28 protein-coding genes, 1 tRNA gene and 4 pseudogenes are annotated in these 20399 nt (G+C 35.1%); 23 read left to right on the top strand and 10 right to left on the bottom strand.

Features of this window, described 5'->3' with window-relative positions; translation table 11 throughout:
• From ACFINL_RS08420 to ACFINL_RS08395, 6 genes are all read right to left on the bottom strand, one after another.
• On the bottom strand, positions 1–305 hold a 305-nt coding region (locus ACFINL_RS08420), incomplete at its 3' end, for a hypothetical protein (RefSeq protein ID WP_375651376.1).
• Complete coding sequence (locus ACFINL_RS08415; RefSeq protein ID WP_375651375.1) at positions 295–768, bottom strand: crossover junction endodeoxyribonuclease RuvC; 474 nt, start codon at positions 766–768, stop codon at positions 295–297. The genes ACFINL_RS08420 and ACFINL_RS08415, both read right to left, overlap by 11 nt.
• Positions 769–1173: 405 nt before the next feature.
• Positions 1174–1575 (bottom strand): hypothetical protein, encoded by a 402-nt coding sequence (locus ACFINL_RS08410; protein WP_375639661.1) that lies wholly within the window; start codon positions 1573–1575, stop codon positions 1174–1176.
• A 37-nt stretch (positions 1576–1612) separates the two neighbouring features.
• Entirely contained in the window at positions 1613–1930 is a 318-nt protein-coding gene (locus ACFINL_RS08405) for a dATP/dGTP diphosphohydrolase domain-containing protein (RefSeq protein ID WP_375613946.1), read from the bottom strand.
• Positions 1931–2053: 123 nt separating this feature from the next.
• Positions 2054–2422 carry a hypothetical protein gene (locus ACFINL_RS08400; RefSeq protein ID WP_375613947.1) on the bottom strand — a complete coding sequence of 123 codons (369 nt, stop codon included), beginning with the start codon at positions 2420–2422 and terminating at the stop codon, positions 2054–2056.
• 18 nt (positions 2423–2440) lie between these two features.
• Entirely contained in the window at positions 2441–2716 is a 276-nt protein-coding gene (locus ACFINL_RS08395) for a helix-turn-helix transcriptional regulator (protein ID WP_126603684.1), read from the bottom strand.
• 94 nt (positions 2717–2810) lie between these two features.
• On the opposite strand from ACFINL_RS08395, the gene ACFINL_RS08390 reads away from it, so the two are divergent.
• From ACFINL_RS08390 to ACFINL_RS08320, 15 genes and pseudogenes are all read left to right on the top strand, one after another.
• Positions 2811–3464: a LexA family transcriptional regulator gene (locus tag ACFINL_RS08390; protein ID WP_004856665.1), complete on the top strand. Its 654-nt coding sequence runs from the start codon at positions 2811–2813 to the stop codon at positions 3462–3464.
• Positions 3465–3483: 19 nt separating this feature from the next.
• Positions 3484–3699 carry a hypothetical protein gene (locus tag ACFINL_RS08385; protein WP_375651374.1) on the top strand — a complete coding sequence of 72 codons (216 nt, stop codon included), beginning with the start codon at positions 3484–3486 and terminating at the stop codon, positions 3697–3699.
• Positions 3690–3803: pseudogene (locus ACFINL_RS08380) on the top strand (restriction endonuclease); the annotation flags it as partial. The gene ACFINL_RS08385 and the pseudogene ACFINL_RS08380, both read left to right, overlap by 10 nt.
• Before the next feature lie 9 nt (positions 3804–3812).
• Positions 3813–4538 carry a restriction endonuclease gene (locus ACFINL_RS08375; RefSeq protein WP_375651373.1) on the top strand — a complete coding sequence of 242 codons (726 nt, stop codon included), beginning with the start codon at positions 3813–3815 and terminating at the stop codon, positions 4536–4538.
• 408 nt (positions 4539–4946) lie between these two features.
• The gene (locus ACFINL_RS08370; protein ID WP_375621129.1) at positions 4947–5321 is read left to right on the top strand and encodes a hypothetical protein; all 375 of its coding nucleotides are present in this window, start codon (positions 4947–4949) and stop codon (positions 5319–5321) included.
• 66 nt (positions 5322–5387) lie between these two features.
• Complete coding sequence (locus ACFINL_RS08365) at positions 5388–5750, top strand: antA/AntB antirepressor family protein (protein WP_375632994.1); 363 nt, start codon at positions 5388–5390, stop codon at positions 5748–5750.
• A 14-nt stretch (positions 5751–5764) separates the two neighbouring features.
• On the top strand, positions 5765–6493 hold the full coding sequence (locus ACFINL_RS08360; protein WP_375651377.1) for a Rha family transcriptional regulator: 729 nt from the start codon (positions 5765–5767) through the stop codon (positions 6491–6493).
• 12 nt (positions 6494–6505) lie between these two features.
• On the top strand, positions 6506–6823 hold the full coding sequence (locus ACFINL_RS08355; protein WP_375607465.1) for a hypothetical protein: 318 nt from the start codon (positions 6506–6508) through the stop codon (positions 6821–6823).
• 11 nt (positions 6824–6834) lie between these two features.
• Complete coding sequence (locus ACFINL_RS08350) at positions 6835–7374, top strand: hypothetical protein (RefSeq protein WP_375651372.1); 540 nt, start codon at positions 6835–6837, stop codon at positions 7372–7374.
• Positions 7374–7775, top strand: coding sequence for a hypothetical protein (locus ACFINL_RS08345; RefSeq protein ID WP_375613985.1), 402 nt, complete (start codon positions 7374–7376; stop codon positions 7773–7775). The genes ACFINL_RS08350 and ACFINL_RS08345 overlap by 1 nt, the downstream gene beginning before the upstream one ends.
• Positions 7769–8152 carry a hypothetical protein gene (locus tag ACFINL_RS08340; protein ID WP_375651371.1) on the top strand — a complete coding sequence of 128 codons (384 nt, stop codon included), beginning with the start codon at positions 7769–7771 and terminating at the stop codon, positions 8150–8152. Before ACFINL_RS08345 ends, ACFINL_RS08340 begins: the two co-directional genes overlap by 7 nt.
• A 243-nt stretch (positions 8153–8395) precedes the next feature.
• The gene (locus ACFINL_RS08335) at positions 8396–9205 is read left to right on the top strand and encodes an ERF family protein (protein WP_375651370.1); all 810 of its coding nucleotides are present in this window, start codon (positions 8396–8398) and stop codon (positions 9203–9205) included.
• 1 nt (position 9206) lies between these two features.
• A complete protein-coding gene (locus tag ACFINL_RS08330) occupies positions 9207–9830 on the top strand; it encodes a lambda exonuclease family protein (protein ID WP_375651369.1) in 624 nt (207 codons plus the stop codon).
• A gap of 58 nt (positions 9831–9888) precedes the next feature.
• The gene (locus ACFINL_RS08325) at positions 9889–10377 is read left to right on the top strand and encodes a DUF488 family protein (RefSeq protein ID WP_375651368.1); all 489 of its coding nucleotides are present in this window, start codon (positions 9889–9891) and stop codon (positions 10375–10377) included.
• 96 nt (positions 10378–10473) lie between these two features.
• A pseudogene (locus tag ACFINL_RS08320) lies at positions 10474–10677 on the top strand (helix-turn-helix transcriptional regulator).
• Positions 10678–10776: 99 nt separating this feature from the next.
• Here ACFINL_RS08320 and ACFINL_RS08315 read toward each other — a convergent pair.
• Positions 10777–10852 (bottom strand) — tRNA-Thr (locus tag ACFINL_RS08315).
• A gap of 454 nt (positions 10853–11306) precedes the next feature.
• On the opposite strand from ACFINL_RS08315, the gene ACFINL_RS08310 reads away from it, so the two are divergent.
• From ACFINL_RS08310 to ACFINL_RS08285, 6 genes are all read left to right on the top strand, one after another.
• On the top strand, positions 11307–11483 hold the full coding sequence (locus ACFINL_RS08310) for a SlyX family protein (protein WP_375612388.1): 177 nt from the start codon (positions 11307–11309) through the stop codon (positions 11481–11483).
• 1033 nt (positions 11484–12516) lie between these two features.
• A complete protein-coding gene (locus ACFINL_RS08305) occupies positions 12517–13944 on the top strand; it encodes an amino acid permease (RefSeq protein ID WP_375612396.1) in 1428 nt (475 codons plus the stop codon).
• 40 nt (positions 13945–13984) lie between these two features.
• On the top strand, positions 13985–14665 hold the full coding sequence (locus ACFINL_RS08300) for an energy-coupling factor ABC transporter ATP-binding protein (RefSeq protein ID WP_375612389.1): 681 nt from the start codon (positions 13985–13987) through the stop codon (positions 14663–14665).
• Positions 14662–15318, top strand: a complete 657-nt coding sequence (locus ACFINL_RS08295) for an energy-coupling factor transporter transmembrane component T family protein (protein WP_375612390.1) — start codon at positions 14662–14664, stop codon at positions 15316–15318. The genes ACFINL_RS08300 and ACFINL_RS08295 overlap by 4 nt, the downstream gene beginning before the upstream one ends.
• Positions 15319–15876: a biotin transporter BioY gene (locus ACFINL_RS08290; protein WP_375612391.1), complete on the top strand. Its 558-nt coding sequence runs from the start codon at positions 15319–15321 to the stop codon at positions 15874–15876.
• Positions 15877–16133: 257 nt separating this feature from the next.
• A complete protein-coding gene (locus ACFINL_RS08285) occupies positions 16134–16700 on the top strand; it encodes a biotin transporter BioY (protein ID WP_375612392.1) in 567 nt (188 codons plus the stop codon).
• A gap of 51 nt (positions 16701–16751) precedes the next feature.
• Here the strand turns inward: ACFINL_RS08285 and ACFINL_RS08280 are convergent.
• A pseudogene (locus tag ACFINL_RS08280) lies at positions 16752–16898 on the bottom strand (single-stranded DNA-binding protein); the annotation flags it as partial.
• A gap of 724 nt (positions 16899–17622) precedes the next feature.
• Between ACFINL_RS08280 and ACFINL_RS08275 the strand changes: the two are divergent.
• Together ACFINL_RS08275 and ACFINL_RS08270 are read left to right on the top strand one after the other, a co-directional pair.
• Positions 17623–17673, top strand: a pseudogene (locus tag ACFINL_RS08275) (hypothetical protein); the annotation flags it as partial.
• A 246-nt stretch (positions 17674–17919) separates the two neighbouring features.
• On the top strand, positions 17920–18777 hold the full coding sequence (locus ACFINL_RS08270; protein ID WP_375651367.1) for a hypothetical protein: 858 nt from the start codon (positions 17920–17922) through the stop codon (positions 18775–18777).
• On the opposite strand, the gene ACFINL_RS08265 is transcribed toward ACFINL_RS08270, so the two are convergent.
• The gene (locus ACFINL_RS08265) at positions 18770–19300 is read right to left on the bottom strand and encodes a hypothetical protein (protein WP_375612394.1); all 531 of its coding nucleotides are present in this window, start codon (positions 19298–19300) and stop codon (positions 18770–18772) included. The two genes, ACFINL_RS08270 and ACFINL_RS08265, sit on opposite strands and share 8 nt — an antisense overlap.
• Positions 19301–19874: 574 nt before the next feature.
• Positions 19875–20111, bottom strand: coding sequence for a hypothetical protein (locus ACFINL_RS08260; RefSeq protein WP_375612395.1), 237 nt, complete (start codon positions 20109–20111; stop codon positions 19875–19877).
• Positions 20112–20399 lie beyond the last annotated feature (288 nt).

Genomic DNA, 20399 nt, shown 5'->3' with positions numbered 1-20399 from the left:
TTATTATTTAGATCTTCATTGAAGTTATTGAGTTCCTCCTCAACTTGTGAACTCCACAAACGACCATCTTCTAAACGTATGATGACTCCAACCCTCAATAAATAATCTAACGCCTTTTCAAATCTTTTTACTGAACATTTAGTAAGATAAGAGAATCCTTGTGAATTATTTATAAGAGGTTCGCCAGTGTAGAGCATTTGCAAACGCAACCTGAGATAAACATTGCATTCAATCGCTGGTAACAAAACAATATCAAGAAGACACTTCTCTACATTAATTGTTACAAACTTATTTCTATTGGACATCCCCAATCTCCTTTCCTTTAACTAAATATAAAATTGCTAAAGCATCTGCTTCGTTGTCGTCTTTAGGCACATGTCCGTTTGCACATACCGCCTTAATCATTTCTTCTTTTGAGGCGTTGCCTTTTCCTGTTGTTGCCTTCTTAATTGTGCCAACAGGAATGCCTTCATATGGTATCTGATGATGTTCACACCACGCCGTTAATGTTGCTAGAAAGCCCCCATAAACATGAGAAGCGTCTGTACCCACATGCCGGCGCACCTCTTCAAAATACACCGCGTCAATTTCATCAACAGATCTCTTTAGTTCAGTAAGCCACCGTTTAAAGCGTAAATAACGCATACCACCGCCTTCAAAACGGCGTGATTGAAAATCTTCTGTATCGCTTGTTATGTGACCATCCGCACCGCATATCGCCCAGCCTGTCTTAGTCCCTAGATCAAGGCAAAGAATTGTATGAGACATCTAAATCACCAGTACCTACTTCTCATTAATCTTGTGCTTTAAACTCTCAATCTCAGCATCTAATTCCTTAAGAATTTTCTTCTTTTTTATGACGGGTTGAGCAGAAGTATACACTATGTAAATAGGCGCAACTAAAAGTATAAAAACCATCATTGCAATAAAAAACACTGCATTTATTGATATGAATAAGTAGAGTACTAATTCACCTAGATTCATGTTCCCACCCCATTCTTGAAGATATGCATTTTCAAATCGTGTAAAATTTTATGTTTTTTCGAAATGATCTCACGGAGTTTATCGTTCTTTTTGTCTAATATTTCCGAGACAACAAAGGAGATTATAAGTAAATCAAAGATCACAAATGCAATACCCAAAGCTATCGCTGTCACACTCATCTTTTTTCCCTCACTTTCTTTTCTTCTTATGAGGCGGCGTTTTTACTGCACCTTCACGCTGCTTAAGCTCTTGTCTTAGTCTTTCAATTTCCTCGTCACGTGATTGAACATCTGCTTTTAGTGCCATCACTACTTCACTTACATCTCTGAATGCCTTTTCATGTTCTTCAGTCCTTTGTTGTAGTTCTTTTATCGCTCTATCGCGTTCTTTAATTGCAATATTCAGATCACTAGTTCTCTTTGCCACGTCCTTTGAAGATGCACTTCTTGACCACGCGTATTCTTCATCAAGAGTTTTTATGCTGCTTTTTAAAGTCAAGACCTGCTCTTTAAGAACTTTGACTTTGTTGCGATAATAAAATACAACACGCAACATCGCTCCGCATACAAGCAAAGCTCCCAAAACTACCAAGCCCGCTTTAAAATCTCATTCGAACTCATTCTGATCTCTATTCTTTGCTTTTAGGGCGGTCATCTCGGCCAATCCGTTTTGCCTCGCATTCCATTAAAAAAAGAATGCAACAAGCCGCATGTGCCAAGTGTGATAAATTACTCTCGCCATCCTTATTCTCTCCACCAAACCATGCTAATAAATGACGTAAAGAAGCTCCATACAAACGGCTCCAATTCATGCCATGACGCCAATTGCTTGCACCGTATTTGTTTTCTCCAAGCTCTAAAACTCTACCGATTTCAATCAGTGTCAACGGTGGAATAAGATCAACACGCGGTTTACCAATGTCATTCTTATGTGCTTTAAAAACCATGATTATCCCCCCCTTAAGGCTCTACGTATTTATATGTTTGCTATGACAGAGCGTTTAGTCATAAATTAAAAAAAATGAACTTACTCAATTCAAAAATACACTGCATGCCTCATCTCGTTACATTTAATGTTTGGACCGATTGTGTTTTTCAAAAATTTTTTGAGAGTTTTCTTTGAAATATTTTGTGTCGCCATGCATCTTTATGGACAATTCTGGTCCTAAAGAATTTTTGGCTATTAAATGGTTGTTTTCATCAAAAGAAAAATTCCAATCAGAATTATTAAAAACGATTGTACAGCCTTCTGGAAAACCTATTTCCTGTATTAAATCTTTCAAAATATAAAAAGTATAATATGATTTTTGCAAAACATTTACATAGCTTTGCTCTTTTTTACGATATAAATAAAAAACTTTACGATAGGCCCACAAACAAAAAACCGTAATTACATTGGTCGTAAAAAGTATAATAATTGCCGCTAAACCATAATCCATCTTTACTTTCTTTCTTCTTTAAGAGTGTGAATGATGCTGTGGGTGTTTGTTATCAGCTGTAGTAAGTGGCACGCCCACCTCTTCAAGAGAGGGGCGTGGGTATAAATCGACATACCAGTCAACGGGACGAACAATACCATTGGTTGTCTTTTCAATCTTTAAGACAATTTCAGGCTCAGGAAACCGCAAGCCGCGTAAATACCTGTTAATCGTACTCTGTGCTACGCCAACTTGCTTCCCAAATTCGGCTTGAGATAGTTTATTTCGTGTGAGATATGATTTCAATTTTTCCATAATTCAAATAAATACCATAAAAGACTGTTTTAGTCAATAAAAAATACCTTTATGGACTTTGTTAAATAAGCAGTCTTGGTGTAAGGTTTAAAGCATGCATATAATTAAAAAATTGAGGAAAGATTTGGGACTCACACAGGTGAAATTGGCTGAAAAAGCTGGTACCACGCAACCTCAAATAAAACGGCTTGAAAAAGGTGAGCGAAAATTAACCAAAGAGTGGGCGGAAAAGTTAGCACCACATCTTGGTGTAAAGCCGTTTAATCTTCTTTTCCCAGAAAACGAGGAAATACATCCCATATCTAATGCTATTGGAATGATACCGGTGATAGGAAAAGTTGCTGCTAGCTCGTGGATGTCGGTCGAAGATATGGATTTTGGATTTGATGACATAGAATATGTACCCAGCACCTCAAAATACCCAGCTCACTTTCAATTTGCTTTAAAAATCGAGGGCAACTGCCTTAACAAAATTGCTCGTGATGGTGATCAACTTATTTGCGTAGACATAATAAAAGCCGGCATTAATGTGGAACCTAACGATCTCGTGATAGTTGAACGCAGCCGATTCAATGGTCAAATGATTGAGCGTACAGCTAAACGTATACGTCAAACTATTAGTGGATTTGAACTATGGCCTGAAAGTACTGAACCCAATCATCAAGAACCTATCAAAATAAATGGGGCAACTGATGGAGAGGAGATTCGTGTAGTTGGGAAAGTTCTTTGGATTTTAAGAAAACCCTGAAAACAAAGGAGAAGCGGGAATGGGGACAGTAGACGAGAGCTTAAAAATAATAGCTGATAAAGTCAAAAATCATTCAGATACTATGTTAACTGAAGAAGCGGTCAAAACAGCGGTCGTTTTACCATTTCTGCGCGCACTTGGGTATGATATTTTCGATCCACTTGAAGTCATTCCCGAGTTTACTGCTGATGCCGTTGGTAAAAAGGTGAAAAAGTTGACTATGCTATCCGTATAGACGGTGAGATACGTATTCTTTTTGAGTGCAAACCGATATCTTGCGAATTGAGTTCAAAGCATTTAAGTCAATTATATCGATACTTTAGTGTAACGAATGCTAAATTCGCGATTTTGACAAATGGTCGATTTTTTCATTTTTACACAGATCTTGATGCTGCAAACAAGCTCGATAATAGGCCATTCCTTACTTTTGATGTAATAGAATACAATACTGTGGTACTTACAGAGCTTAAAAAGTTTGAACGCTCAGCATTTAATATTGAAAATATATTGGTGACAGCCGAGCAGCTCAAATATGTATCTGGAATAAAACAAAACATCCAAAAAGAAATAGAAAATCCGTCCGAAGGTTTTGTTCGTGTTGCTTGTGCGGATGTTTATGAAGGGCGCCTGACTGCTAATGTCTTAGAAATGCTCACAGGTGTTACTAAAAATGCGTTTCGCGAAGTAATATCTGATGCGGTAAAAAGTCGGCTTTCTAGCGCTTTACAAACAACAACTGAAACCGACAAGCAAGATAATATTGCTACATCTATTGGTAATGAACATGCCATAATAACGACCGAAGAGGAAGTTGAAGGCTTCATGATTGTCAAGGCAATTGCGCGTGAAGTTATTTCTGCCGACCGTATTGTTATCAGAGATGCAAAGTCGTACTGCGCCATTTTAATTGACAATAATAACAGAAAGCCGTTGGTTCGACTGCACTTTAACAGAAAACATAAGCAACTAGCCCTTTTCGATACTGATATTGATGAAAAAGTCGGTATTGAAACGCTAGATAATATTTATGATTTTGCAGACAGAATAAGAGAAACAGCAAAAAAATATTTATAAGATATTCTAACAACCTATGTATGCCCCGCTGAAGCGGGGTTTTTTTGTTCGTCCGCAGTTTTTATAAAAAAACTACGGCGTTATCTACCCATCGATTGGCTCTGTCTGCACACTGCCCCAATTTTTCCTGCATATAAATTTCAAATACAGCTAACTGATTTATTTTTTTACGGGATACTAGGAAGTATCATGCCTCTACACTGAACGCTACAATACCCAAACCGATTCGTAATAAATATTAAAGTTCATTTATAAAAAACCATTTTAGCATAAAATGACTTGACCATAATAATCCTTTACGGTATACTCCTCTATAACAACATATCACGAAGAAGCAAAAGCCGATCTGGTGTAGATTAAATTACATTAACACGAACAATCGCCAAGAGGCGTTAGGGAGGAAAAATTATGGATAAGCCAATTCTTATAAATTCTGATGAAATCTTATTAGTTGTCTATGATGATGATCAAAACATTGGTCGGTCGGGACCACTGGATGAAAGCCAAGTTCTAAAAATTATTGACGAGGCAGATGATGCAATCCAAATCTTTCGCATCAATCCTTCTGAGAATAATTGTGAAGATATCTCTGAAGAAATTGCAGAAGCATATGTAAAAGAAAATATCGAACATCTCCACGAGGAGAGTAAAGTTCATGACTTTGTACTCGAAAGTGATGCTTACCAAGAACTTTTAGACGAGATCGCAGACGAAAAATATAATGATGAGATTTACGGTACTTATGAACAACAACACCGTTTGCGTCCTTGTGATGTGCTTTAAAAATTCTAAAGGGCGCTTTTAAAAGCGCCTCCCTTTTTCCCATCAATAATTGATTAGAGTAAACTTATGACCACACATGATACTCATATTCATAGTGAAGGATATCTCACGCCTGAAAACGAGGTAGACAACAAAATCGGTTATGTCCAAATGGTCAATGCCCATGTAATGCATAGGTACTTACATTTGAAACAAGATTTTTCCACTTGGTTTAATGATTGTGTTGAAAAGCTTGATCTAAAAGAAGGCGTGGATTTTGTTTTTACAAAACAAGAATGGAACAGACAGAAGATTTGTCCAAAATCTGAAATAGAAACAGATAAAACCGATAATCATTACTTCAAAATTCACGCAGCAAGGAAAATTGCTCAAGCAGAACGTCATAGAAACTATGGCAGAATATTATATCAAACCTTGTGTTTTTCTTAATTAAGGGGGTGATGATGCGAAACTTTATTACAATACCTGAAAACAATTTTCAAAACACAACTGTTCCAACCATGTCTAGTCGTGAAATTGCAGAGTTATGTGGTAAGCAACATGCGCATATTATGCGTGATATTCGGCAAATGTTAGGAGAATTATATCCTGAAGGGGGTCAATCCAAATTTGGATCCACCTATTTAGATAAACAGGGTAAGCCCCAAAACTGTTACAACCTCCCTAAGCGTGAATGCCTTATCTTAGTTTCTGGTTACAGCATGACATTACGTGCTAGGATTATAGACCGTTGGCAAGAATTGGAAAAGCAAGTAGTAACACCACAAATCGACTATTCAAGTCCTCAAGTTATGCTTGGTGTTTTAACGTATCTCAAAAATGAAAATGAACAAAAAGATAACATTATTGCAAATTTAAAACCAAAGGCAATGGCTCTTGAAAGCTTACAGCGCCATGATGGACTCTTCGGTCTTACAGAAGCCGCTAAAATACTCGAGATGCAACCAAAACAGTTCATTCTCTTCTTACAGCAAAAAGGTTGGGTTTACAGACGAGCAGCAGGTGGAAATTTGCTTCCTTATCAAGACAAAATCCAAAAGAAACTTATGGATTGTCCAACTATCACACTTCAAACCGCAAATGGAATAGAAAAGGTCATTCCTTGCGCAAAAATCACCACAAAAGGTATGGGGCTGCTGTCTCAAGAGCTTAAAAGACAAAGCATGCATTAAGAGGAGGTTATTATGATAAAAAAGAAATATAAACTCACTGATGAAACAATCAAAATTGATGGAATAACGCTTTATCGCATACGCGCCTTAAAAGATTTTGATGATGTCAAAGAAGGCGACCTTGGAGGCTTTGTCGAGAGTGAATGGAATCTTAGCCATGATGATAATTGCTGGGTTGGAGGCAATGCTTGTATTTATCAAAATGCATATATCTCTGAAAATGCGAAGGTTTATGATGATGCCGAAGTTTATAATAACGCAAAAGTTCGTGGTAATGCCATAGTAGCCGGCGATACAGCATTTTATGGAAGTGACGCTATTTTAAGGTAGGGGGATAAATCATGGAAAAAAAATACGAATTGACTGATGAAATGGATGAAGTTGGCGGACGCACGCTTTACCGCATACGTGCATTAAAAGATTTTGGAAATGTCAAAAAAGGTGACCTTGGCGGTTTTATTGAAAAGGAAGGCAATCTTAGTCATGGGGGCGATTGTTGGGTTGGAGATTATACTAGGATTTATGATAATGCTCGTGTTTATCAAAATGCACATATTTCCGGTTATGCCTATGTTTATGGTGATGCGCGGGTTTATGGAGATGCACTCGTTTCTGATGAAGCAAAAGTTTACAATTATGCAGAAATTTACGGTGATGCATACGTTTACGGTGACGCTAAAGTTTTTGATCATGCACATGTTTATGGCAATTCTCATGTTTATTATGAAGCATATGTTTACGATAAGGCAAGCGTTTATGGAAATGCAAAAGTTGGCGGTAATACACACATTTACGGAAATGTAAAAATTTACGGTGATGCGGATTTACGTTGTGAAGATTGGATTGGCAGCAATAGCAGAATATCCACTGGAGCAAACTAATGGAAAAGAAGTACGAACTTACTGATGAGAAAGCTGAGTTTAAAGGGGTAACTCTTCACCGTATCCGCGCTTTAAGAGACTTTGGAGTTATTAAAAAAGGTAATTTAGGCGGCTTTATAGAACATGAAAACAACCTATCGCATCATGGTAATTGCTGGGTAGGTGGTAATGCATTCGTCTTATCTTGTGCTTGCGTTTACGATAATGCTCAAGTTTATGATGATGCTGAAGTTTATGGTAGTGCACGAATTAAACATAATGCACATGTTTACGGTTTTGCCGAAGTTTATGGAATGGCAACAGTTTCCGGTAATGCACGTATTTATGGCGACGCAAAAATTTATCGTGATGCGGATATTGATGGCGATAACGTCATGTCCACTGGAGAAAAAGCATGGTGAAAAAATACGAATTGACTAATGAAACCACCGATATTGTAAGTTGCTATACATTGTACCGCATTCGTGCTTTAAGAGATTTTGATGATGTTAAGGCTGGGGACCTTGGGGGCTTTATAGAAAATGAAAGCAATCTCTCTCATGATGGCAATTGCTGGGTCTATGATAATGCTTGTGTTACTTGGGGTTCAAAAATTTATGACAATGCAAAAATTTATAATAACGCCCGAGTATATGGTGGTGGTCGCATTTTTGAAAACGCACAGATTTACGGAAATGCAATTGTTTATCCCAATGCAAGAGTTTATGGCGACGCAAAAATTTACGGAGATTCAGAGATCTGCGGAGAAAGCCGTATCACAACAAACGAGAAAAAATAAATCATGTATAAATATGGAATTAAACCTACCTTGTGTGCACAGTTAGTTGTGAGAAATACTCACAATCTAGGTGAACTTTGTATCACTATCTCTGGGTATAAAGACGAGCCTTATGTAGATACCATAATTTCTGAAGACATAATGCAACCTATAAAATCCAAACTCTAACAACCAAACAACATTTTTAAACACCAGCGTGATTCACGCCACGGGTGAATTGCGCTCAAATAGGAGGAAATCAAGATGAGTGAACTAAGTACCACACAAACGGAATTAGTGGAAAAAACGAACGATTGTGAAATCAAACCTACAGCTATGGAGCTTATTTTAGAAAGAGCTTTAGAAAATGATGTCGATATGGAACGTCTCAAGAGCCTTCTTGAATTGCGAGAAAAGGAGATAGAACGACAAGAGCGTCAAAACTTTGTCCGTGATCTTTCTACTATACAAGTGGAATATAAAAATATCGAACAAAATGCCATTAATACACATACTAAAAGCACCTATACAACGCTTGATAAATATATTGATGCTATTAAAGAACCTCTTGCAAAACATCACTTTGCCTTGTTCTCTCGTATCAAAGACCAGAGTTCAAATGACATAACTGTAGAAATGACTTTAAAGCATATATCGGGCAATGAAATATCAACAGAAGGAACATTTCCCATTGATGCTACGGGAAGCAAAAATAACACACAAGCGGTTGGTTCTACTATAAGCTACGCACGTAGATATCTCTTAGGCATGCTTCTTAATGTTGCAAGAAAAGAAGACGATACAGATGGAATAACACTTCTTGCGGGTATCTCTTCTGAACAGATGAATGAAATCAAAGAATTAATTAAAAAAACACAATCTGAAGAAAGTAGGCTTCTCTCTTTCATAGGAGTAAAAAATCTAAAAGATATGTCTTTTAAACAAGCACAAACCGCTTTGTTTTCTTTGAAAAAAAAGCAACGAAAGCAAATGAATAAAGCACAACAAGAGCAATTAGATGCACCTATACAAGATATCGAATATGCGCCAACTCAACAAGAAACGGCGGTGTGAAATGGAACAAAGGACAGCAGAGTGGTTTCAAGCGCGCTTGGGTAAAGTCACTGCATCTAATGTCTACAGCGTACTCAGTAAGACAGCAAAAGGTTTTCCTACAAGCAAATATGAAGACTACAAAACGAAACTCATGACAGAACGCTTAATAGAGGAAATAAGCCAATCTTATACAACACCTGCTATGCAATGGGGTATCGAACATGAAGAAGATGCCTTAAGAGAATATGAATTCATTTATGACGCAGAAGTCACAAGATGCGGGTTTATCCCCCACCCCAAAATAGAAATGGCGGGGGCTAGTCCTGATGGGTTGATTGGAGAGGACGGTTTAATCGAAGTCAAATGTCCACAATCAACAACCCATCTTCGTTTTTTTATTTATGACGAAATCAAACCTGAATATATCGCACAGATGCAATTCCAAATGGCATGCACTGGACGCAAATGGTGTGATTTCATGAGCTATAATCCAAACTTTGTAGGCAAATCTACTGGTTTGAGAATGAAAATCAAACGCGTCCTCCGTGATGAGAAACACATTGAAGAGATCAATAAAGCGGTCGAAATCTTTTTAGGGGAAATAGAACAAGAGATGCAAAAGATTTTGGCAAAAGCTGCTTAAACCTATGGGGGTGCTCTCTCCTCCCAGCACTCCCACCCATTTACCAAGGAAATTAAACGTGTGTAACACTAAACATATTATCATACAGCCTGCTAAAGATGAGGAATTTTGTTTTTTTACCATTGGCTATGAAGGTAAGTCCCTTGAGGATTATCTTAGTTGTCTCATAGAAAACAATATCAAAACTTTATGTGATGTTCGTAAAAATCCAATAAGTAGAAAACACGGATTTTCGAAAAGACAATTAGAGAAAGCTGTGAGCAATATTGATATTGAATATATGCATCTGCCTGAACTTGGAATTGCTTCTGAAAAACGAAGAAATTTGAAAACACAAAAAGATTATGACCGCCTTTTTGAAGATTATCAAAATACAACTCTCAAGAATAATTCTTGTGCAATAAACAAATTATATCAAATGTTTTTAAACAAAAAGCGCGTTGCAATCACCTGTTTTGAAGCCAATGTATGCATGTGTCATAGAGGACAACTCGCATTAGCTCTTACTCAATTGCCTGATTGGAAATATGAAATTAAGCACATCTAAAAAATAAACTTGCAAATTTTTAAAAGTTGGAGTGCTTCACATGCCTTCCAGCACTCCCACCCATTTAATTAATATAAAAAAGAGAAAGGTAATGAGATGATATTTGATGATGGAGATAGATATGTAACGACACGTGAGTGTGCACAGCTTTTTAGTGTATCCACAACAACGATTCGCAATTGGGTGCTTCAGGGGTTGTTTCCGGAGCCTTATAAGCTAGGGAGAGCAGTGAGATGAAGAAAAAAAGAGATCTTAGCCTTCACTCCAAAGAAAAATAAGGAGCAAATAAGAACAAATTAGGTAAAATTATATAAACTGTAGAAGGTGGTCTAAAAGGTGGTCTGAAAATGGCTGTTTAAAGAAAAAATCTATATATTTCAATACGCTAAATACAAAAAGTGGTGCCGCATGCCGGATTCGAACCAGCGACCCCATCATTACGAATGATGTGCTCTACCAACTGAGCTAATGCGGCATAGGTTTGTAAGTCAATGAGACAAAACTAATTTGAGGGTAATAGCTAAAAGTACGTATAAAAGCAAGAATGCATTTTTTCAATAATTTATACATATGATAATAATTTGAAGGAGAATTATGTAAAAGTCAGAGGAAAGTATTCTTTGACCTTAATGCTATAAAATGCTTTTCAATTTACGATAGCACTTAAATTAAGAAGCTGGGAATGTAGATCTTTAGGATGAAAAATGGTGTCAAGATAACTTAGTAAAGATAAAAACATTTTCTGATTCTTAAGAAAGAAATTTGTTGCATAGAGTGATTGGGAAAATAAAGATCATCATAAACCTTTTATAATGTGCAAATAGATGATTAGAATTAGTTGAGAAGTTACTTCTCATTTTTATGGGAAGAAAAAGGGAGGAGGATTAATAAAATTAATCACGTTTTTTATTTTAGAGGGAGTAAAAATCATGTCGGATGAAGATCGGCTGATAGAATTAGAAATGAAGCTAGCTTACCAAGAAAAATTCATTGAGGAACTTTCTCGAGAGGTAACTAATCAATGGAAAAGTTTGGATGAGATATCTAAAAAAGTTGATATTTTAGCGAGACGATTTTCAGATTTAAAAGAACTAGAGTGTTACTGAAGCTGTTATCTTACCATTTTCTCAATAGGGAGAAGGTGCGAAATATTTTTTATCACAATTGCAATTATTTACAGATAAGTCTTTATTTCACGCATTTTGTTAGACTTGTAGAATAATTTTTATAAGCTTCTTCATTAATTTTAATAAGTTCCAATCTTATAAGGAGAGCTGATATTAGAAGACGTTTTTTTATGTGGGGTTTCTAGTACGAAAATTAAGAAAAGTTTTTGTAGAGTATTAAATAAGCAGCTATAGAAAAATATATGAACTGCAATATTTTAAGTTTTTTCTGTACAGAGTTTTCTTATAGATGGGAGGTAGATTTATTCGCTAATTTTTTTTAAATTGATACAAATTAAAGTGATGTTATCGTTATCTATAGAAATCATAAGTGAGCGCCTATATTTATAATGAAGCGTTTTAATTTTTTCTGATGATCAAGTGATCTTCAGTTGTTTTAATAGAGTGAGGGGTTTTAAGCGACATCGATTATGTTATAGTACAGAGGGCTCTAGAAGTTTTTTTAAAGATCAAATGTACTCTTCGTTATATGTATATGATATTTTGTGAAAAGGCTTTTGTTTTTCGTAATTTAAGATACAAAATACTATTGCTAAAGCACCAAAGATAGACCATGCGGGTAAATAAGTGAGAGTAATGCAAATTGAGGACAGAAAATCAGGCATTACCTTGCATAGAGATTGATTAAGGTGATAGATATCTGTTTGCAGAAGGCTTGTTAAAATTTTATTAAAGGGGGTTGTTGTCCAATGTGATGTGATTACAGAGTGTGCGTTATCAATGACCAATGCTATAATGGTTAGTGTAACGAAAATGAAGGACATTAATTTAAATAAAGGGTGGAGCATATTTTTTCTTAAAACTTCAACGGGACATACGTATAATGCACAAAAAAATAAGGAGTTGCATTATGATAAGAAAATAAGTTTACGTTTGTTTTGTGTTTTTTGAAAGAGGTGCCTAATTTTTCAATAAAAGTTGAGGTTAAGTTCAACAAAAGTAGTGAGGCATGATGTCTGAAAAAAAGCACGAGGAATTGAAGCGTAGCCTTCAAAATCGCCATATTCAAATGATTGCTTTGGGTGGGGTTATTGGGACAGGACTTTTTTACGGGTCAACCGAGGCAATTCAATTAGCTGGTCCCTCAGTTATTTTATCTTATCTTGTAGGCGGGCTTATTATGTATTTCATTATGCGAATGCTTGGTGAAATGTCAGTAGAAGAACCGTCTTCAGGAGCATTTAGTTTTTTTGCTTATAAATATTGGGGGAGATTAGCTGGTTTCATAACAGGTTGGAATTATTGGTTTCTTTATATTCTTGTGAGTATGGCTGAACTTACAGTGATAGGGTTTTACCTTGATCATTGGATTTTGATTGATCATTGGAAGACATCTTTCATTGTTCTTTTATTTGTTACATTTGTTAATTTGTTTAATGTTCGTTTTTATGGAGAATTTGAATTTGCTTGCGCTTTGATCAAAGTGGCTGCTGTTATTGGTATGATTATTTTTGGAATTTTTCTCATTGTCACTGGACTAGGGGAAAATCAAGCGAATATTCATTATCTTTGGGACCATGGCGGTTTTTTCCCTTATGGAGCAGTAGGGGTTGTTTTAGCAACTTCTGTAGTAATGTTTTCTTTTGGAGGAACGGAGCTTATTGGTATTGCTGCTGGAGAGGCATCTAATCCACAAAAAACAATTCCAGCGGCTATTCGTCAAGTTATGTGGAGGATTATAATTTTTTATATTGGTTCTATCAGCATTATTATGATAATCAGCCCTTGGAATATGATTGGAAAAAATGGTAGTCCTTTTGTCACAATTTTCGAGACTATAGGAATTCCTGCTGCTGGTCATATTTTGAATTTTGTGGTGATTATGGCTGCTATTTCTGTTTACAATAGTGGCATTTATTCTAATGGCCGTATGCTTTATAGTTTAGCTGTACAAAAAAATGCACCACATATTTTTAGTAAACTGAGTGCTGCTCGTATTCCTTATATTGCTATCCTTTTTTCATCATTATGTACGGCGTTGATTGTCGTTGTTAATGCTCTTATTCCTGATAATAGTTTCATGCGGATCATGGCTCTTGCAACTGCAGCAGCAGTGATTACTTGGGCTATTATTGTTATTGTTCATTTGAAATTTCGCAATGCCCATAAGAACAGAAAGGGCGATTTTATTTATGCGTTTGGTTTATATCCTTACGCTAACTATCTTTGCCTCTGCTTTCTTGCTTTATTATTTTGCATTATGTTTGTCAGTGGTTTTGGGAAAAATGGATTGATGACTCGACTTTTTGATATGATAGGAATAAGCGTGCCTTTCCTTGAAGCATATATTCCTGTACAGATGCCTGATATGAGTTTGGCAGTCATTATTATTCCTCTATGGTGCTTGTTATTACTTTTAGGTTATAAACTGAAGCGATAGAGAAAGAAGAGCTAATAAAAGGGATTGATTGGAATAAGCCTTGGGGATTATAAAATTTGATGAGGTAACACAAGTTTTTGGTGATTTGTGTGTTTTAAGAAATATTACTGTACAGCTTACCGAAAGACGAGTTGCTATTATAGGTGCGAATGGTTCTGGAAAAAGTACATTTGTTCGCCTTATTAATGGGCTCCAATTACCATCTCATGGTTTTGTAAGCGTTGATGGGCTTGATACCAAACGCGATGCAAAAGCAGTAAAGCGTAAAGTTGGATTTGTTTTTCAAAATCCCGATAATCAGATTGTTTTACCATTAGTTGAAGAGGACTTATCCTTTGGTCTCAAAAATTTAAAGCTTAATAAAGATGAAATTAAGGAGCGTGTAGATGAAATTTTACAGCGCTATGAACTTCAAGATTTCAGAAATCACGCTGTCCATTTATTAAGTGGTGGGCAAAAACAACTCGTTGCTATTTCTAGTGTAGTTGCAATGAAACCAGACTACATTATTTTTGATGAGCCGACGACATTACTTGATTTGCGAAATAAGCATCGCGTTACGCAAGTGATAGAAGAATTACCACAAACGGCAATAGTTGTATCGCATGATTTAGAGTTTTTGAAAAAGTTTGATAGAGTGCTGGTTTTTGATAAGGGGGAGATAGCAATTGATGAAGTACCTTTTGTTGCTATAAAGGAGTATATAAGAAGAATGTCATGATCGGTTTATATATTCCGAGGGATACATTTATTCATAGGTTAAGTCCTGGAGTTAAGTTATTATTTCTTACGGCCTGTGGAACTTTTATAATAATGGTTTCTTCCATAGCGCTTCTTGGTTTATTTTTGTTGTTTGTCATCTTATTCTATAGAGTCGCCAAGATCCCTTTCAAAACTGTGATAAAGCAATTTAAATCGATGGGATTGCTTTTAGTTCTTCTATTTGTATTTCAAACTATTTTTAGCGGTTGGCTTACGGGGGTTGAGGTCATATTACGTCTTGTTATCCTCTTTTCTTTATCATCAGTTATTTCATTCACAACAAAAGTGTCAGATATGGTGGATGCAATTGAAGCAGGCCTCCAGCCCTTTCGTTGTTTTGGTATAAATCCATCAAAAGTGAGTATGGTTATCTCTATGGCGATCAGGTTTATTCCTCTTTTGAGTGAAAAGTTTAATGAGGTACATGAAGCACAGCAAGCACGAGGACTTAATACTAACATTGTCGCTCTTGCAATACCTTTAATTATACGGACTATAAGAATGGCGTCAGAAGTGGCTGAAGCATTGGAAGCGCGTTCTTATGATGCTGATACTATTGATACAGCATCTCGTAATAATCAGAGTTTTTATAGTAAAAAAAAGAAGAATTAAATGAATACAAAAGATTTAGTTTATATTGCTTTATTCGCTGCTATTTATGCTATTTTGGGCCTTTTTCCTTCTATTTATCTTCCTTTTCTTCTAGGGGTACCTATTACAGCTCAATCGATGGGACCGATGCTAGCAGGGTCTATTCTTGGGGCAAAAAGGGGTGCTTTAGCGTCACTCCTTTTTCTTGTTCTTGTTTTGATTGGATTACCTCTGTTGCCTGGTGGTCGCGGTGGGATCAGTGTCTTTTCAGGAATTGCAAGTGGTTATTTAATAGGTTTTCCATTTGCCGCATTTTTTATTGGTTTAATGGTAGAGTTGTTTTGGCAGCGGTTAAATTTTATAACATTATTTATGATAAATACTTTTGGTGGCATTGGGATAGTTTATTCTTTTGGTGTTCCATGGACAGCGTATATGATCAAAGTTTCTTTACTGAAGGTTTTAATGGCTTCATCAGTTTTTTTGATAGGCGATTGTTTAAAAGTGTTGATTGCATCCTTTATTGCACTCGCGATTAAAAGATCTGTTCCTCTCATTCATTCAAAGCATAATAACTAAAATAAATGTATTATTTTGTTATATTGTTATTATATAATATTCATATATCACTATTATTGAATTTAAATATAGTAATTTATGATGTAATTAAACATTGTAGAATCTAATATGATTCATATAAGTGATGTTATTAAAATAAATTATTATAGTATTTTTCTCTATATCTAAGGCATTTAAAGTGTACTTTTATAAATATGATACTTTTTATTAATTATACAACAATAACGAAAGCTTTTCCCTAGTGAAGGAATAATTCAGTGAATACAAAAGATTTAGTTTATATTGCTTTATTTGCCGCTATTTACGCTGTTTTGAGTCTTTTTCCTCCTATTTATCTTCCTTTTTTGCTGGGTGTCCCTATTACAGCTCAGTCTATGGCTCCGATGTTAGCAGGCTCTATACTTGGAGCGAAAAGGGGAGCTTTAGCATCACTTCTTTTCCTTGTTCTTATTGCGATTGGGTTACCTCTATTGCCTAGTGGTCGTGGTGGAATTAGTGTTTTTTCAGGAGTTACGAGTGGTTATCTGATTAGTTTTCCATTTGCTGCATTTTTTATTGGCTTTATGGTAGAATTATTTTGGCACCGGTTAAATTTTATAATATTATTTGTGATAAATACCGTGGGTGGCATTGGGATAGTCTATTCTTTTGGAATACCATGGGTGGCTTATATGACACAGGTCCCTTTGCTGACAGTTTTAATAAGTTCATTAGGTTTTTTTGTTAGTGGTTTCTTGAAAGTGCTGATTACATCCTTTGTAGCGTTGACCATTAAAAAAACCGTTCCTCTCATTCATTCGGAAAAAGGGGCAGTTTTGTACTGAAGAACAAGTTTTTCCAAATGTATGTAGATTAAAAAGCACTACGGAATATCATTCTGTTTTGTTTACTTTTTTATTGGTATTTTTATCTGCATAGCTCTCAGAGGTAGCCATACAAAAATTGAATGTTGCGGCACCAAAATTCTTTTTTCTTTCAGGAGCAGCTCTCAAATAGCCAATTAATATCATTTTATTCAACATGCTTGTAAGTTTTATTCGATTTGCATATTATATGCATAAAGGCTTAGAATAATTTATTATTTTTTTAATATTTTTAGTTAATTAATCACTAATTTTTAAATTATATTAATTGTACAAAAACATGGATAATTAAGTGTTCATCTAAAACTCTTGATGTATATAATACCCTTATAAATGTATTAATATAAGGTATAAAAATGAGATTTGAATGGAATGAAGCTAAAACAAAAAGTAATCTTAGAAAGCACCGTGTAAAGTTTTGAAATAGCTGCATATGTTTTTTCTGATCTATTCTCCATAGCTAAACAAGACCGTGTTGAAAATGGAGAGTATGGTTAGCAAGCTTTAGTGCTTGTGGAGTTTTTTTATTACTATTCGTAGTGCATACTGTCCATGACGATAAAGATGGCATAGAGGTAATCCGTATTATTTCAGCACAGAGAGCCAACTCGAAAGAAAAGAAACGTTATAAAGAAGAAAGTTCGTTATAAAATCGAGGTAGGTAACTTATCGGCTTTGACAGATGAACAGAGAGTTGAAATTGATAAATTGGCTGTAATGTCGGATGGTGCAATTGATCATAGAGATATTCTGTCACTCAATGATGAGTTCTGGAAAGACGCCGTTTTCAATCCATTCTGTAAACCCATGAAAACTGTCACAACTGTGCGTGTGGATTCAGACGTACTAGCGTGACTTTAAAAGTCAAGGGAAAGGATATCAAACGCGGATTAACGCCATTTTACGTGATGCCATGCTTTGTTCAATGCACTGATTTCTCCTCCACTTAAAAGCAGGGAAGGGGGAGCCCATATTCTAAAAATCTAACTAGCTCTCACTGCAGAGTTCTCTAAAGTTCGTATTGCTTTTGCAATTAAAATTTTATAGCCTTAATTTTCAGCCAAACGATTCTAAATGACCCAGTATATTTGCGATACACTACACTCCCATAGTCACTAAGATAACTTAGGCAACACCTACCACCCGATAAGACTATAGACATTGTAATTATGTTAATTTTATGAATACCCTTAACTTTCTTTCTTATAAATATAAAATAGATCCAGCCTCAGAATTAGTTAATATCAATGATGCTGATAAATTTTTAGAGGAAGGAACATACCGTTTTAACCGTGATAATCAATGTGTTACCTTAATAATTGAAAAGTTTTCTGTGAACTCGAAGATCTGCTATTGGATTTATGTTTTAACGGGAGAAAATAGTCCTTATAATCCGGAGGTGATTGATTCTGAAAATGACTTTCAGAATATTCCTAACCCACGTCCTAGAAAATATGTTGAACAGAATAAGCAATATTTTGGAATTTTGATTCCTATAGAGTTAACTCTTTTTTCTTCAAATAAAGAGTTAAACAAATTCTTGCAGCTACACTACAAAAAATCTTTTCCCCCGAAAACGATTGATATCTCACCTGATATTGTTGGTAAGGAAGAGTTCGAAAAAAAATTGCTTTTAATTAAAGAAATAAAACTGAAATATACACAACCAAAACAACTAGATTTTTTTGCAATGCAATCAGAAGACAACTTGCTAAAGATGGCTAAACTTTTGTTGGGTGAATTTCCCACGGATGATTATTCTGAAATGGAACTTGACTTGGGTATCAAATTTAAAGAAAAAAATAATTTAAAGAATTATTTTTTGAATCTTTTTAAAAAATATAAATTAAATCCAGCATTTAAAAACATAAGTTTTGTTGGAAAGACACATAATAATTTTGATATAATATTTAATACTGAAACTTTTCAACATAAATTTGCTATTAAAACGAGTAAAAATGATAATGGTATGTATAATGAAGGTCATATAAAAGAAAAATTAAAGCATGAAATCGTAAGTTTTACTGTATCTATTTAATAGAGCACTGTAGCGTGTAAATAGATATATTTATTAAACTGCGTGTACGCAACATAAGGAAGAATACACAGAATAAAAAAAAGTACCAAATTATAATATTTGAATATCCAAGAGCAATATCTAAGTACCAAAGTATGGTATCCAATGAAAAAGAAAACTTGTGCTCCACGTACTTAGAAATGACAGGCAAAGAAACAGTTTCTTTATAACTACTTGGGAAAATTAAAACGACAAGCGCTAAAATTATTAACTTTAGGAGACTGTGCATATACTGATGTAACTCACATGTTAATTTCTTCCAACCTGTTGTATTGCCGCATTTATATTGTGGGTTGTTTTGCAACTCAGAAGGGATATTAGAATTGCATAAAATTGCAAAAACAGTTGTTACGATCACCAAAGAAATAGACGCGAATGTCAAAATACCCTGAATAAAGTCAAGATTTTTTCTTATTCCTAAAAAACATAAAAATATAAAAATTATAACGCCAAACAAGGCTTTTCTCTTCTTATCTGTAAACATATTTATTTCCTGTGAAAAAATTATGATTCAATTTCTTAAATTATTTTCTGATATAAAAACACAAACTACCTTTTAGTCTTTTTAGCATTTGCTTTTCTTTTAATAGCAATGTCTTCTACTGCATCCAGTTGCTTTTAATATTTTAGTTAACCTCGTCTATGATTTATCTATAGTTGATGATAGCTTTAAACACAAAGCTCCATAATTACAAACTCTTGCTTGCATTTTGATACCCAAATCCACCTTTCAAAAAAGCCCATCGCACTGGCAATCCTTTCATAAAGATTAAAGAAAAGCTCTGTTATTTCAAAAGTACACGAAAGGGAATCATAATTGCCGCAACATTTTTTGCGCTGATGCTGGCGACTCATGTTTTAAAAAACAAATATTTTGAAATTCGTGTATCCTAAAATCCTTAATTTGTATTAATGGATTTATTTACTTTATAAATTTGATACTATAGAGCCATTTTGGCTTCTAGAAATATATTGTACATTAAAAAAACTTTTTAATCACTCTTTAAATGCATATCCAATCCAAAAGTGATCAGCACTTTTCACTATTTTGCTATTTTTTAGAAATCTATTTTAAATTCTCCTGTCATTAGTTCATGAAGAGTTTTGGCTCGTGAAAGAAGATCTTTTTCAATCTCTTCACAATACTTAGAAAAATCTGTTGCTCTTGGAATGATTTTTTTAGACATGCTTTCTACGTTGCTCTGCAAAATGCGTTTAAAGGACTCTTTCAAAATCAATAAGGAAATACCTTTGAGTTCAGTTTGATAAGCTTGAGAAGAGGTGTTATCGTCCATATCTTTTCGCTTGTGGAAGCTACCACAAGAGAACAAGCGAAAAAAGTATTAGAGATATCATCATTTGAAGCTTTTACAGCAATAAACCTGTGAAGCCATATGCAAGTCTCAAGTGCATTTTCTTCATTCGGTTTTTGTTTTTAATTTTCCATACAACACACTGCTATTTCAGGCTATTACTTTGGGTTGATTAAGATTTGTAAGGAAAGTTGATTGGCAAGCAGTTAAGGCTGAATTTAAAGACTGGGATTATAAAGCCCAAGGGCTGACAGAAGCCGGTGCGGCTCT

The organism is Bartonella sp. AA78NXGY (genome assembly GCF_042197005.1).
Taxonomy (GTDB): domain Bacteria; phylum Pseudomonadota; class Alphaproteobacteria; order Rhizobiales; family Rhizobiaceae; genus Bartonella.
The sequence above is the reverse complement of the archived record's forward strand: the minus strand, read 5'-3'. Positions and strand labels throughout refer to the sequence as shown.